Source organism: Mesorhizobium sp. M0830, from assembly GCF_040319965.1.
Lineage (GTDB): Bacteria > Pseudomonadota > Alphaproteobacteria > Rhizobiales > Rhizobiaceae > Mesorhizobium.
In genome coordinates this window covers 15,948-28,766 of the sequence record NZ_JAMYOR010000076.1, presented here as the reverse complement: position 1 = coordinate 28,766, position 12,819 = coordinate 15,948, and the positions used below count along the sequence as shown (strand labels likewise).

Annotated in this window: 14 protein-coding genes and 1 pseudogene; 12 read left to right on the top strand and 3 right to left on the bottom strand. The window is 64.0% G+C overall.

Annotated elements, in window-relative coordinates; all coding sequences use genetic code 11:
• Positions 1-143 precede the first annotated feature (143 nt).
• On the bottom strand, positions 144-1,139 hold the full coding sequence (locus NKI20_RS29805; protein ID WP_352837271.1) for an ornithine cyclodeaminase family protein: 996 nt from the start codon (positions 1,137-1,139) through the stop codon (positions 144-146).
• A 127-nt stretch (positions 1,140-1,266) separates the two neighbouring features.
• Here NKI20_RS29805 and NKI20_RS29800 point away from each other — a divergent pair, with 127 nt between their 5' ends.
• The 4 genes from NKI20_RS29800 (at position 1,267) to add (ending at position 4,781) form a co-directional block, all read left to right on the top strand.
• Positions 1,267-1,734, top strand: a complete 468-nt coding sequence (locus tag NKI20_RS29800; protein ID WP_352837268.1) for an Lrp/AsnC ligand binding domain-containing protein — start codon at positions 1,267-1,269, stop codon at positions 1,732-1,734.
• A gap of 127 nt (positions 1,735-1,861) precedes the next feature.
• On the top strand, positions 1,862-2,566 hold the full coding sequence (locus NKI20_RS29795) for an SDR family oxidoreductase (protein ID WP_352837265.1): 705 nt from the start codon (positions 1,862-1,864) through the stop codon (positions 2,564-2,566).
• A 46-nt stretch (positions 2,567-2,612) separates the two neighbouring features.
• Positions 2,613-3,671, top strand: coding sequence for a Gfo/Idh/MocA family protein (locus tag NKI20_RS29790; RefSeq protein ID WP_352837262.1), 1,059 nt, complete (start codon positions 2,613-2,615; stop codon positions 3,669-3,671).
• Between the two features lie 117 nt (positions 3,672-3,788).
• A complete protein-coding gene (add, locus tag NKI20_RS29785) occupies positions 3,789-4,781 on the top strand; it encodes an adenosine deaminase (RefSeq protein ID WP_352486095.1) in 993 nt (330 codons plus the stop codon).
• Positions 4,782-4,857: 76 nt separating this feature from the next.
• Here add and NKI20_RS29780 read toward each other — a convergent pair whose 3' ends face one another.
• Positions 4,858-5,454 (bottom strand): DUF922 domain-containing Zn-dependent protease, encoded by a 597-nt coding sequence (locus NKI20_RS29780; RefSeq protein ID WP_352837258.1) that lies wholly within the window; start codon positions 5,452-5,454, stop codon positions 4,858-4,860.
• Positions 5,455-5,565: 111 nt separating this feature from the next.
• On the opposite strand from NKI20_RS29780, the gene NKI20_RS29775 reads away from it, so the two are divergent.
• Both NKI20_RS29775 and NKI20_RS29770 read left to right on the top strand, forming a co-directional pair.
• Positions 5,566-6,054, top strand: a complete 489-nt coding sequence (locus tag NKI20_RS29775) for a hypothetical protein (RefSeq protein ID WP_352837255.1) — start codon at positions 5,566-5,568, stop codon at positions 6,052-6,054.
• 231 nt (positions 6,055-6,285) lie between these two features.
• Positions 6,286-7,485, top strand: coding sequence for an aminotransferase-like domain-containing protein (locus NKI20_RS29770; protein ID WP_352837274.1), 1,200 nt, complete (start codon positions 6,286-6,288; stop codon positions 7,483-7,485).
• A 28-nt stretch (positions 7,486-7,513) separates the two neighbouring features.
• Here the strand turns inward: NKI20_RS29770 and NKI20_RS29765 are convergent, their stop codons facing one another.
• Positions 7,514-7,768: a hypothetical protein gene (locus NKI20_RS29765; protein WP_502898174.1), complete on the bottom strand. Its 255-nt coding sequence runs from the start codon at positions 7,766-7,768 to the stop codon at positions 7,514-7,516.
• A gap of 340 nt (positions 7,769-8,108) precedes the next feature.
• On the opposite strand from NKI20_RS29765, the gene NKI20_RS29760 reads away from it, so the two are divergent.
• The 6 genes and pseudogenes from NKI20_RS29760 to NKI20_RS29735 all read left to right on the top strand — a co-directional run bounded on the left by NKI20_RS29760 (position 8,109) and on the right by NKI20_RS29735 (position 12,791).
• Positions 8,109-8,537 carry a VOC family protein gene (locus tag NKI20_RS29760; RefSeq protein ID WP_352837249.1) on the top strand — a complete coding sequence of 143 codons (429 nt, stop codon included), beginning with the start codon at positions 8,109-8,111 and terminating at the stop codon, positions 8,535-8,537.
• 2 nt (positions 8,538-8,539) lie between these two features.
• Positions 8,540-8,901: pseudogene (locus tag NKI20_RS29755) on the top strand (hypothetical protein); the annotation flags it as partial.
• Between the two features lie 24 nt (positions 8,902-8,925).
• A complete protein-coding gene (locus NKI20_RS29750) occupies positions 8,926-9,999 on the top strand; it encodes a D-alanine--D-alanine ligase family protein (protein WP_352837246.1) in 1,074 nt (357 codons plus the stop codon).
• A 124-nt stretch (positions 10,000-10,123) separates the two neighbouring features.
• Positions 10,124-10,483: an SPW repeat protein gene (locus tag NKI20_RS29745; protein WP_023761050.1), complete on the top strand. Its 360-nt coding sequence runs from the start codon at positions 10,124-10,126 to the stop codon at positions 10,481-10,483.
• Between the two features lie 173 nt (positions 10,484-10,656).
• Positions 10,657-12,030, top strand: a complete 1,374-nt coding sequence (locus NKI20_RS29740; protein WP_352837242.1) for an NfeD family protein — start codon at positions 10,657-10,659, stop codon at positions 12,028-12,030.
• The gene (locus tag NKI20_RS29735; protein WP_023761048.1) at positions 12,027-12,791 is read left to right on the top strand and encodes a slipin family protein; all 765 of its coding nucleotides are present in this window, start codon (positions 12,027-12,029) and stop codon (positions 12,789-12,791) included. Before NKI20_RS29740 ends, NKI20_RS29735 begins: the two co-directional genes overlap by 4 nt.
• The last annotated feature ends 28 nt before the right edge of the window (positions 12,792-12,819 follow it).

The window sequence follows — 12,819 nt, the reverse complement described above, 5'->3', positions numbered from 1 at the left end:
AGCCGACCAAGAGACCGATCCTCCCTCAATCAGATGGCCTTCATATATGAATAACTTTCCCCGGACAGTCCTGCGTTCTACGGGGAGAAATGCCTGGCAGGGCAATGAGGGGCGGCGCTGGCTTCAACAATCAAGCGGCTCCACTACAGCGCAACAACCCGCCCTATTCCCCGCCGAACCGCCTCGCGATAGGCGAGGTCGGCCGCAACCATGTCCTCCATGGCGACGCCCATGGCCTTGTAGACGGTGACCTGGTCGGCGCTGACCCGCCCCGGTCGCAGCCCGAGCAGCATTGCGCCGAGCTCGGTTCCGGTTTGTGGATCGAGGCCAGCGAGTTCGCAGGAGCCGACCGGCGTCGGGGCAAAGGCCTCCCTGGTCTCGACGAACAAGCTGGCCCGGCCGATAAGCTCGACCGGGAGTTCGCCCCCGGGCGGGGCAACGCCTACCGACGAGACATGGGTGCCGGGCCGTACCCAGTCGGCTGAGATCACCGGCTCGTAGGAATGCGTTGCCAGGCAGACGACATCAGACGAGCGCACCGCAGCCTCGACATCGTTGATGGCGACGACGCCGGGATGCTGGGCGGCGAGCGCCTGCGCATCCGAAAACTCCTTCGAGACGACGCGGATCTCGGTGAAGTCGCGCGCCAGTGGCAGAAGATGCAAGTGCTGGCCGGCCTGTACACCGGCGCCGACCACCGTTGCGACCCTGGCGTCGCGGCGGGCGAGCTCGCGTACCGAAAGCACGGCCGAGCCGGAGGTGCGTACGGCGGTGATATAAGTGCCGTCCATGACACAGACAGGCATGCCGGTATCCGGATCGAACAGATGGATGGTGGCGAGGTGGCTGGGGATGCCTTTGGCGATGTTGCCCTCGAAGACGTTGACGATCTTCACCGTCAGATGCATGCCCGCCGTCCAGGCTGGCATGGCCAGCGAATAGCCGGCCTGCGGAATATCGAGCTGCGGCCGTGCCGGACTGACCACCTTGCCACCGGACAGCGCCTTGAAGCCGCCGGCGAGCGCGTCGAGAAGCTGGCGCAGGTCGATGCTTGTTTTTATCTCGGCCTCGCTCAGGATGAGCACGGGCGTGTCGCCCTTGGCCTGGGCGCTGCGGGAGGTTGATATCGCTGATTTCATGGGATCCGCATTCGTTGTCTGTTGCACGACAACGGTATTGCGATCCGGGAGCGTGATGAAATATGCTGTTTTTGCAATATTGGCGTGACTATCACGCTTCTTCTGGCTCAAAAGCGTGAATCCCGAAATGGAAGACCTCGACCGTATCGACCGCTCGCTGCTGCGTTTGCTGCAGGAGGATGGTCGCCGCACGACTCTCGATCTGGCACGGCGGGTCGGCCTGTCGCCGACCGGGGCGGCGCAGCGCGTCAAGCGGCTGTTCGCTGAAGGGTTCATCCGCGCAGTGCGGGCCGTTCTCGACCCGGCCCGGATCGGACGGGCACAGGTCGTCTTCATCGAGGTGCGGCTCGACCACACGGCGCCGCATGTCTTCGACCGCTTCGCGGAGGCTGTTCTGCGGGCGCCCGAGATCATCGAGTGCCATATGGTCGTCGGCGGTTTCGACTATCTGGTCAAGGCTCGCATCGCCGACATGGCAGTGTTCCAGGATTTCCTGCAGCGGGTGATCCTGCCGCTGCCCGGTGTCCGGGAAACACACACCTATGCCTCGATTGCCAATGTGAAGCCCGACGCCTTGCTGCCTGTCGATCCCTAAAGTCGCAGCGAGCTCGCGTTTTTCTGCATATTGGTTCAGCCTTTCTGGTTCGAACTGCCTGATGAAACCGGCTATACACCGCGAACTGCCAAGCTTCGCGCCCGCCAATCCCGAGAAGGAAAATCCAATGAGTGTAGAGAAAGTTGCCGTGGTCGTGGCCGGCGGCAGCGGCATGGGTGCAGCGGCGGCGAAGCGGCTGGCTACGGACGGTTTCAAGATCGCCATCCTGTCCTCCTCGGGTAAGGGCGAGGCGCTTGCCAAGGAGCTTGGTGGGCTCGGCGTCACCGGCTCCAACCAGTCGAACGACGATCTGCAGCGCCTGGTCGACCTGACGCTGGACCGCTATGGCCGCATCGACGTGCTGGTCAACAGCGGCGGCCACGGACCGCGTGCGCCGATCCTCGAGATCACAGACGAGCAGTGGCACACCGGCATGGACGTCTATCTCCTGAACGTCATCAGGCCGGTGCGCATCGTGGCGCCGCAGATGGTCAAGCAGAAGGGCGGCGCCATCATCAACATCTCGACGGCCTGGGTGGTCGAGCCGAGCCCGATGTTCCCGACTTCCGCCGTGTTCCGCGCCGGTCTTGCCGCCTACACCAAGATCTTCGCCAACACTTATGCATCAGACAATGTGCGCATGAACAACGTGCTGCCCGGATGGATCGACAGCCTGCCGGCCACCGAGGAGCGTCGTGACAGCGTGCCGATGCAGCGCTATGGAACTTCCGAAGAGATCGCCGCGACCATCGCCTTCCTGGCGTCCGAAGGCGCCGGCTACATCACCGGCCAGAACATCCGGGTCGACGGCGGTATCATCCGCGCTATTTGAGGGCGTCGATCGGACGGGGGATTCCGATATCTCCAAGGAGCAATAAATGCGGCTTTTGATACTCGGCACCGGCTGGATGGCGCAGGAACATGCGCGCCGCTTCAGCGCCATCGAGGGCGTCGACATCGTCGGTGCCGTCGATGTCGATCCGGCGCGCGTCGGCGAATTCGCCGATAGTTTCAGCATTCCAAACCGCTTCATCTCGCTGGAGGAGGCGCTGGCATGGGGTGAGTTCGACGCGGTGGCCAACGTCACGCCGGACCGCATCCATCATCCGACCACCATGGCGCTGATCGCCGCCGGAAAGCCGGTGCTGTGCGAAAAGCCGCTGGCTGAGAATTTCGGCAGGGCCACCGAGATGGCCGAGGCCGCCAAGGCCGCCGGCATCGTCAACATGGTGAACCTCACCTATCGCAATGTCGCTGCGCTGCAGAAGGCCCGCCAGATGGTGCAGGCGGGCGAAATCGGCACGGTCAGGCATGTCGAGGCGTCCTATCTGCAAAGCTGGCTGGTGTCGAAATTCTGGGGCGACTGGCGCACCGATCCGAAATGGCTCTGGCGCCTGTCGCGCGGCCACGGCTCGAATGGCGTGCTTGGCGATGTCGGCATCCACATCCTGGATTTCGCCAGCTATGGTGCGGCGCTCGACATCGACCATGTCTTCTGCCGGCTGCGTAGCTTCGACAAGGCACCTGGCAACCGCATCGGCGACTACGGGCTCGACGCCAATGACAGCTTCGCCATGACGCTGGATTTTTCCAATGGTGCCTTCGGCGTGGTGCATGCCAGCCGCTGGGCGACCGGCCATCTCAACGAGCTCCGCCTGCGCATCTATGGCGAAAGAGGCGGCATCGAGGTGGTGCACAATCTCGACGGCTCGGCGCTCAAGGCCTGCGTCGGCGAGAATGTCGAGAATGCCAAATGGGTAGAGCTCGACGCCGGCACGGTGCCGACCAATTACCAGCGTTTCACTGACGCGGTGCGAACCGGCGTGCAGGCTGAACCATCATTCCACCATGCGGCCGAATTGCAGAAGGTGCTGGATCTGGCTGTCGTCTCGGACGAGAAGCGTGCGGAGCTGAGGGCGAGCGCCGAGACGCGGTAGGCTTGCTCCGAGAAGCGCCGTCAATCCGGCGCGCCGCGCGCAATTCTTTCAATCATTTCTTGAAATGGCGACCGGCCGTTTCATGATCTGATGACGCTTGAAATAGGGGAGGCGTCATTGACCGACTATATCGGGCTGCCGAAAGCCGAAGTGCACATCCACGTCGAGGGCTGCTTCGAGGCCGATGATGTAATCAGGAATTGCGAGGAGGCCGGCATTCCGCTGCGCGCGCCGCGCGACAGGCTCTTCGAAGCCCATGATCTCAGGAGCTTCCTCGAAATGCTCGACTGGTTGTGCGGGACGTTCCGGACGCGCGAGCAACTCGCCACCACGGCCTACAAGTTTGCACAGCGCATGGGTCGAAGCGGCGTGCGTTATGCAGACGTCATCGTCAACCCTACGCACTGGCCGCATTGGCATAGGAATATCCCCGGCATGATCGATGCATTCGACGCGGGTTTCTCGGCCGCAGAACAGGACGGGCACCCGCCGGTCGGACTGTGCGTAAGCCTGCTTCGTACCCAGTCGGCGGCGGAAGCGATCGAACTCGTCGAATTGTTGAGCGAAATCAGGCACAAGCGCGTCGTCGCCTTGTCGATCGACGGGAACGAGGCGGCTGCCGGGCGCACCGGGCCGCGCTTCGCCGAAGCGTTTCGCCGTGCTGGCGCGGCGGGCCTGCGGCGCACCGTTCATGCGGGCGAGTCGAGCGGCCCGGAAGGTGTTCGCGACGCGATCGAACTGCTGGGCGCCGACCGCATCGACCACGGCGTGCGGGCGATCGAGGACCCCGGGCTTGTCGACTTGCTGGCACGGAGGCAGATTCCCTTAGGCGTCTGTCCGATCTCCAACGTGGCGCTCGGCGTGTATCCCTCACTTGCCGAACATCCGCTCGACGCTCTGCGCAAGGCCGGCGTCCTTGTGTCGATCAACACCGATGATCCGACACTGCTCGATACCACCCTCGAAGCATCCTATGCCGCCTGCGCCGAGGCCTTCGCCTGGGACGATGAAACCATCCGCCAGCTCGCCAAAACGTCGGTGCACGCGAGCTACGCCGACGCTTCGCTGAAGGCGCAGATCCTGGCCGATCTGGCGGCTTGGCGGAGCTAGCTAGGCCAGGGATTCAATCCGCAGGCACTCCTGCTGGTCGGCGTCAGTCAGGATGCCGAGCAAGGCGACGGTATCGTCAGCCGCCATTCACCAGGGCAAGGATAAGCTTCTGCAGATTGCCGCCCTGGCCGAGTTCGACGCGGTCGAAATCGCGGCTCGCCTGCCGCTGCGCCTGTGACAGGTCGGACAGGCGCTTGGTCATCTCGGTGCGGATCTTGCTGCATTTGGGATCGTCGGCAACGCTGAGACCGACGGTCGCGGCCTCGATCTTGAGCACCATGTCGACGATCTCAGCGCCATGCACCTTCTCATGCGCGCTGACGCCGGCGATGAACACCTCCCAGTTCTTCTGGATCGCCGGCGGCAGCGGCGCCGAGGGGCTTGGCAAGGTGTAGGTGATGATGAGTTTCGGCCGCGCTGTGGCCAGCACGCAGGCGCCGGCCCGTGCTTGATAATCCCGGGTCCAGGTCAGCTTGAAATTGGTGTGGGCGATGGCGCGGGTGATGCCGAGCTTGGGGCCGTTTTCGCCGATCGAGCGATAGAGCTCCGGCCCGGACTGGCCCGATATGGCGTATGTCTCGACTTTCTCGACCGGCTTCCAATCGGCATGGGCGGCGAGCGGCAAGGCTACAAGCGCGGTGATCGACAGACCCAGACGGACAAAAACTCTCAACACCGCTCTCCGCGAGAACCAAAACCGGTCGCCGCGACGGGCAATGCCACCGGGCGAGCTTTTCCTATAGGATGCCGACAGGTGCGGCTGCAAATGCCGGAGGGGAAAGTCATGAGATATCTCATCATTGCCGTTGCCATTGCGGTCTTGCAGGCCGCGCAGCCGGCGTTTGCCGCGTCGTGCAACGGCTGGGCCGCCAGGATGGAGGAGGACGAGGGCGGCAGCGTGCTGACCGCCTCGGTCTGCGGCGGACCGAAAGGCGACGCACATCTGATGCTGACCTGTTTCGAAACGCCGGTGCTGAGCTATGATCTGGGCGCCACCGGTCAGCAGTTGGAGCCAGGCATCAGCGGTTCGTTCGAGTTCAAGGCCGACGGCAAGGTGGTGACGAAAACGCTGCAGCTGGAGGCCATGTACAACTACTTCGTGATCGATCTGGCGAAAGCCGATCCGTTGCTGGACCTGATGCGCGGGAAAGGCGATGTGTCGGTCAGTGCCGCCAAATATGGCGAGAGCAGTTTTGCGCTGAAGGGCTCGATCGCCGCCATTGCCAAGGTGCTGGCGCAGTGCGGCAAGGCCAAGCCCGCGGACGGGGATTGAGGGGCTCCACAGTTCGATGTCGGCAGGACAGAGGGGGGTGCGCAGGAATGAGGCGGTTCTCGTTGGCTCACCGGGCTTGCTGTAGCATCACCTCACCCAGTCCGTCCCCCCGGCGGCGACTGGCGTATAGCGGAAGGCTTTCAGGCTCTATTCAAATTGCCCGATAAAGCAGATATAGGTCAGCTAGGTTGACCTAAATAGAATTGTCGCGGGAGGCGTGACTTGACCCTTATGAACCTGTTGGCTTCGCGCTCGTCGCGCATGAAAGCGTCCGAAATCCGCGAACTCTTGAAGCTGCTCGACCAGCCCGACATCATCTCGTTTGCCGGCGGCATTCCCGATCCGACTCTGTTTCCGGCCGAAGCCATCCGCGACGCCTATGCCGATGTGCTGGGCGGCGCGGAGGCGAGTGCGGCGCTGCAGTACCAGGTCTCGGAAGGCTATCTGCCGTTGCGGCGCTGGCTGGCCGGGCAGATGGGCAAGCTCGGCGTCGCCTGCGACGAAGCCAACATCTTCATCACCTCCGGCTCGCAGCAGGCGCTGGACTATCTCGGCAAACTGTTCCTGTCGCCGGGCGATACCGCGCTGGTCACCTGGCCGACCTATCTAGGCGCGCTGCAGGCATTCAACGCCTATGAGCCGCGCTACGACCGGCTGACCCCGGCCGGCGGCAACATGACGCCCGATGCCTATCGAGCGGCGGCTGCCCCGAATGGGGGCAAAGTCAAGTTCGCTTACCTGGTGCCGGATTTCGCCAACCCGACCGGCAACACGCTGGACCGAAGGCAGCGCGAAGCGGTGCTCGACCTTGCCGGCGAACTCGACATCGCCGTCATCGAGGATGCCGCCTATCGCGCACTGCGCTATGACGGCGAAGGCGTGCCGCCGATCCTGGCGCTCGACTGCGCCCGATCCGGCGGCATCGACAAGGCGCGCACGCTCTATTGCGGCTCGTTCTCGAAGATCCTGTCGCCGGGCATGCGTGTCGGCTGGGTGTGCGCGCCGCGCCATATCGTCGAGAAGCTGGTGCTGATGAAGCAGGCCTCCGATCTGCACAGCCCATCGATCAACCAGGTGGTGATGCACCGCGTCGCCGAGGCGGTGTTCGACGCTCAGGTCGAAAAACTCATCGGCGCCTATCGCGAGCGCCGCGATGGCCTGCTCGCGGCACTGGAAGCGCACATGCCCGACGGCGTGAGCTGGAACCGCCCGGAAGGCGGCATGTTCGTCTGGGTGACGCTGCCGGAAGGGTCCGACGCCACCGCGCTGCTGGCGCGGGCGGTGAAAGAGGCGCGCGTCGCCTTCGTGCCTGGCAGCGCCTTTTATGCCGACGGCACCGGGCGCAACACGCTGCGGCTGTCCTTCACGCTCGCCGACCGGCGTGCGGTGAGCGAGGGTGTCCCGCGGCTGGCGGCCATCCTGAAGGAATAGGCTTCCGCGCCGGATCCCCGCGTGGTTCCTATGCCGGCACGTTGACCAGGTGCTTGAGCTTCAAAAGGCTGGTGCCGGCCAGCTTGCGGGTCGGCTTTTCAAAGCCTTCCTCGCCGGTTTCGACGACGAAGACCAGCGTCATGAAATCCAGTATGAATTCGTCGATCGCGGTATCGATCTCGTCCGTCCTGCCCTTGAACCGACGCAGCAAAGCGTTTGCTTCTCCGACATCGTCGGCACCAGCCCTGTCGACGAGCGCTTCGAGCCGTTGAAAACCATCCAATTCCAGTTCCTCCAGCCGCGCCACAAAACCTGGCGCCGGACAAAAAGTTCCAGGCTGAACGGATTTTGACCGCCTGACGCATCGTCCGGCTCGTAACGACAACTCGCTGGCGACCTTTTTTCGTCCCGGTGGAACTTCTGTTGCAAAATGGAGTTCTCACCATTGTCTGACCCCCGCAGACACCTGAAAGCTCCTATATCGGCTTTCCAAAGGCCCGTCGGATTCCCCTTCCGGCGGGCTCTTTGTTTGAAGGATGGGCCGGGGCGATCGGCCGGATTTGCATCCGCGTTGACGCGGCGCCGTCCGAACCTAGATTCGTGCCCTGCGAGGAGGAATTTGCATGGAAACCCAGGAATTGCATCGCGGCCGGCTCATCGACCATATCCAGCTGGTGGTCAGGGATCTCCCAGCCAGCCGGCGTTTCTACGAAGCTGTCCTGCGGGTGCTCGACATCCCGATCGGTGGTGTTGGCGACGGTTATTTCTGGGCCGACGAGTTGTTCATCTCGAGCGCCGACAGCCCGGCGGCGTTGGGCAAACTCACCGGCCGCCATCATCTTGCCTTCCAAGCAAAGGACCATGCCATGGTCGAGGCCTTCTACAAGGCCGGGCTCGCCGGCGGCGGCAAGGACAATGGCGCGCCAGGTGAGCGGCCCTATCATCCCGGCTATTACGCCGCCTTCCTGCTTGACCCGGACGGCAACAACATCGAGGCCGTCCACCACGGCCCGCACACGCGCAGTGCCGCTTCGGTGAAGATCACCTTCTAAATGGCGGCTATGTCGTCACCGAGAGATCGATCAAGGGGCTGATCTACGCGCCCTTCGTCAGCTTCGTGAAAGAAAGCTTCGGCCTGCAGGCCAAGGTGATGACCAGTGTCGCGACAGCGGACGTACCGGCAATTCTCGAGCGGTCTCGCTTCTTCATCGCGTCGGTCAGCAGCTCTATCCGCTGGCCCGAGCGCGAGCCGCCATCGAAGGGCGGTCATCTGGTGCTGGTCACGGCGGCCTCCGCCAGGGTTTCCGCTTCCACAATCCGTCCGGCCATACCAACGCCACACAGGCAAACGCAGTGTTGGCGCCAGCCGAGTTCGACCGCTTTTTCGCCAATCGCGGCATTTCAGTCGAAATCTGATCGCTTGAGAGTTGAGGAATTTCCATGACCGCTAAGACAAGGGTTGCCATCCTCTATGGCGGGCGTTCGGCCGAGCATGACGTGTCGCGCCTCTCGGCGGCCAATGTGCTGAAGGCGATCGACCGGATGCGCTACGACATCGTGCCGATCGCCATTTCCCGCAGCGGCAGATGGCTGCTGCAACAGTCGGCCGCCGGCGACGGGGCAGGGGCGCCGGCATCCGAGGACGGCATCGAGGTCGCCCTGCTGCCCGGCGGCAAGGGCAGGCTGGTCGCCGTGTCGCCGGATGGAACGCAGCCGAACCTGCCGCCGGTCGATGTCGTCTTTCCCGTGCTGCATGGACCGTTCGGCGAGGACGGGTCGGTCCAGGGTTATGCCGAGGTTGCCGATGTCGCCTATGTCGGCTGCGGCATCCTAGCTTCGGCCGCGGCCATGGACAAGGAGATTGCCAAGCGGCTGATGCGCGAGGCCGGGCTGGCGGTCGCCCGCTCGCTGACCTTGCGGCGCGGTGAGCACGTGACCTTCGAAGATGTCTCGGCGAAGCTCGGCCTGCCGGTGTTCGTCAAGCCGGCGCGCCAGGGCTCGTCCTTCGGGGTCAGCAAAGCGATCGACAGCTCCGGCTTCACCACGGCCGTCGAGGCGGCTTTCCGGCATGACAGCAAGGTTTTGGTGGAGGAGTTCGTCGAAGGCCGCGAGATCGAGTTCTCGGTGCTGGAGCGGGCCGACGGCACGCTGACGGTGTCGCTGCCCGGCGAGATCATTCCGGCCGGCAAGCATGGCTTCTACACCTATGAAGCCAAATATCTCGATGCCGACGGCGCGGTGGTCAAGGTGCCCGCCGATGTCCCGGCCGCGGTCGCCGAAAGAGCGAGGGAGATGGCGCGACAGGCCTTTCAGGCGCTCGGTTGCGAGGCGATGGCGCGCGTCGACTTCTTCCTGCGCGCGGACGGCAGCCTGCTGGTCAACGAGGTCAACACCATTCCAGGCTTCACCGACATCTCCATGTATGCCAAGGCGCTGGCGGCATCAGGCATCGGCTACAGCCAGACCATCGACGTGCTGATCGAGCACGCACTGGCAAGGCATGCGGCGCGTTGATCCGTTCGGGAGTGGATTGGCGCAGGGCCTTGAAGGCCATGTGAAGCGTAGTTACATCAATAACTAAGCGTGCATTTGCACGCGAATTTTACGCTTTGGTCAAGCTTCATCTGTGGAGGTTGTCATGGCTATTACGCTCATGGAAGGAAAGAAGGGCCAGGACTGGCTCAATCTGGTCCTTGCCATCTGCCTGTTCATCTCACCTTGGATAATCGGCTTCGCTGCTGCGACCGCTCCCGCATGGAACGCCTGGATTGTTGGCGTCGTGCTGGGCGTCATGGCGTTGGCGGCGCTTGCCGCGTTCGCCGAGTGGGAGGAATGGGTTAGTGTCGTTCTCGGGGTCTGGCTGATCGTTTCGCCCTGGCTGCTCGGCTTCATGGCGAACAGCCACGCGATGGCCACCCACGTCGTTCTCGGCGTGCTGGTGGTTGCCGTATCAGGTTGGGCCGTCTGGGACTTCCGTCATCCGCACGCGCATGCGTGACCGGTAAAGGGTGGGGGTCCGGCGCGCGAGCGGCGGGCTCCTCCGGATTTGAAAATGCGCCCCATGCTTTTGCCGTCCGGCCCGCGGAGCCGGGTTGTCGGCTTGCAATCCTGCGACCGCGCCAGGGAGTTCGGTGGGATCGGGTCCGGTATCCTGCCCAGGGAGTTTAGAGCGTGAACCTCGCGCGGATGGCGGTTCTTGCCGCGGCCCTCATGGCCGCCGCGGTCGCCAGTCCCTCTTCCGCAACCGGAGAGGCGACGCAGAAGCTGGCGTTGCGCGTCGAGATGGACGGCGCCATCGGTCCGGCGAGCGCGAGGCAGCTCAAGGAGGCATTGGCCGAGGCCGCCGAGCGGCACGCCGAGGTTCTCATCCTCGAGATCGACACACCAGGCGGGCTGGTCACCTCGATGCGCGAGATGATTGCCGATATCCTTGCCTCGCCCGTTCCCGTCATCGGCTATGTCGCCCCGGCCGGCGCGCATGCGGCAAGTGCCGGAACCTATATTCTTTATGCGACCCATGTCGCGGCGATGGCGCCCGGCACTAACCTGGGCGCCGCCACACCGGTCGAGCTTGGCGGTCTGCCGTCTCTGCCCGGTGGCGGCGACCAGGATAAGGGCGACCAGAAGAACGCCACCGGGTCGCCGGCGGGCGACGCGATGATGAGCAAGGTGACGAACGACGCGGTCGCCTTGATCCGTTCGCTGGCCGAACTGCGCGGGCGCAATGCCGACTGGGGGGAAAAGGCCGTGCGCGAGGCGGCCAGCCTCTCCGCCGACGCGGCACTTCAGGCACATGTCGTCGACCTCGTCGCCCACGACACGGCCGAACTGCTGCAGCTTGCCAACGGCCGCATGGTCGAGGCGGCCGGCAAGAAACGGGCGTTGGCGACAAAGGACCTCCCGGTCGAGACGCTGGAGCCCGGCTGGCTGATCCGGCTTCTCGCCGTCATCACCGATCCCAACATCGCCGTCATCCTGATGCTGGCCGGCTTCTACGGCCTCGTCTTCGAGTTCACCAGTCCCGGCGCGGTGGCACCCGGCGTGATCGGCACCATCTGCCTTCTGCTCGGGCTTTATGCGCTCAACCTGTTGCCGATCAGCTATGCCGGCCTTGCCCTGATGCTGCTTGGCATCGCCTTCCTCGTCATCGAGGCCTTCAATCCGACGGTGGTGCTTGGGCTTGGCGGCGTGGCCGCCTTCCTGCTCGGCGCCGCCATGCTGCTCAAGGTCGAGGGTCCCGGCTTCGAGATGTCATGGGCAGTCATCGGCACCGCCGCAGCGCTGACGCTTGGCCTGGCGCTGCTGGCCGGCAGCTATCTGTGGGCGGCACGCAAGCGCCTGCCGCGTGTCGGCGCGCAGGCCATGCACGGACTGCCGGCCGAGATCCTCGACTGGTCGGGAAGCGAGGGCCATGTGCTGGCCCAGGGTGAGCGCTGGCGGGCGAAAGGCGACGAACCGCTCGCCCCTGGCGACAGCGTCGAGGTGGCCGATGTCAGCGGTCTCATGCTGACGGTCCGGCGCAGGAACAATGGAGCAAGGCAATGATTATCGGTTACGTGGCCTATCTGATACTCGCACTCCTCGTGCTGATGTTCCTGTCCGCGGCCATTCGCATCCTGCGGGAATATGAGCGCGGCGTGGTCTTCACGCTCGGCCGCTTCACCGGGGTGAAGGGCCCCGGCCTCATCCTCCTCGTTCCCTTCGTCCAGCAGATGGTGCGGGTCGACCTGCGCGTGGTGGTGCAGGACGTGCCGCCACAGGACGTGATCTCGCGCGACAACGTCTCGGTGAAGGTCAATGCCGTGCTCTATTTCCGCATCGTCGATGCCGAGCGGGCAATCATCCAGGTCGAGGACTTCATGACCGCTACCAACCAGCTTGCGCAAACCACATTGCGCTCGGTGCTCGGCAAGCACGAACTCGATGAGATGCTGGCCGAGCGCGACAAGCTGAACAGCGACATCCAGGAGATCCTGGACCAGCGGACCGATGCCTGGGGCATCAAGGTCTCCAACGTCGAGATCAAGCATGTCGATCTCAACGAGAGTATGATACGCGCCATCGCCAAGCAGGCCGAGGCCGAAAGGCTGCGGCGCGCCAAGGTGATCAATGCCGATGGCGAGCAGCAGGCGGCGGCAAAGCTGGTCGAGGCCGGCAAGATGTTGGCGGCCGAGCCGCAGGCCATGCAGTTGCGCTATTTCGAGGCGTTGCACGACATCGCCGGCGAGCGCTCGTCGACGGTGGTGTTCCCGCTGCCGGTGGACCTGCTCACGATCTTCAACAAAAAGTCGGACAGCGCCAAGTGAACCGGCCTCGTTCCCGACGGCGCGCTGC

What these genes read in the sequence shown, in the direction of transcription:
- NKI20_RS29775 (WP_352837255.1), top strand. Translation starts at nt 5,566, where the DNA reads ATGAGATATCTCATCATTGCCGTTGCCATTGCGGTCTTGCAGGCCGCG.
- NKI20_RS29795 (WP_352837265.1), top strand. Translation starts at nt 1,862, where the DNA reads ATGAGTGTAGAGAAAGTTGCCGTGGTCGTGGCCGGCGGCAGCGGCATG.
- NKI20_RS29790 (WP_352837262.1), top strand. Translation starts at nt 2,613, where the DNA reads ATGCGGCTTTTGATACTCGGCACCGGCTGGATGGCGCAGGAACATGCG.
- NKI20_RS29800 (WP_352837268.1), top strand. Translation starts at nt 1,267, where the DNA reads ATGGAAGACCTCGACCGTATCGACCGCTCGCTGCTGCGTTTGCTGCAG.
- NKI20_RS29745 (WP_023761050.1), top strand. Translation starts at nt 10,124, where the DNA reads ATGGCTATTACGCTCATGGAAGGAAAGAAGGGCCAGGACTGGCTCAAT.
- NKI20_RS29760 (WP_352837249.1), top strand. Translation starts at nt 8,109, where the DNA reads ATGGAAACCCAGGAATTGCATCGCGGCCGGCTCATCGACCATATCCAG.
- NKI20_RS29805 (WP_352837271.1), bottom strand. Translation starts at nt 1,139, where the DNA reads ATGAAATCAGCGATATCAACCTCCCGCAGCGCCCAGGCCAAGGGCGAC.
- NKI20_RS29750 (WP_352837246.1), top strand. Translation starts at nt 8,926, where the DNA reads ATGACCGCTAAGACAAGGGTTGCCATCCTCTATGGCGGGCGTTCGGCC.
- NKI20_RS29770 (WP_352837274.1), top strand. Translation starts at nt 6,286, where the DNA reads ATGAACCTGTTGGCTTCGCGCTCGTCGCGCATGAAAGCGTCCGAAATC.
- NKI20_RS29735 (WP_023761048.1), top strand. Translation starts at nt 12,027, where the DNA reads ATGATTATCGGTTACGTGGCCTATCTGATACTCGCACTCCTCGTGCTG.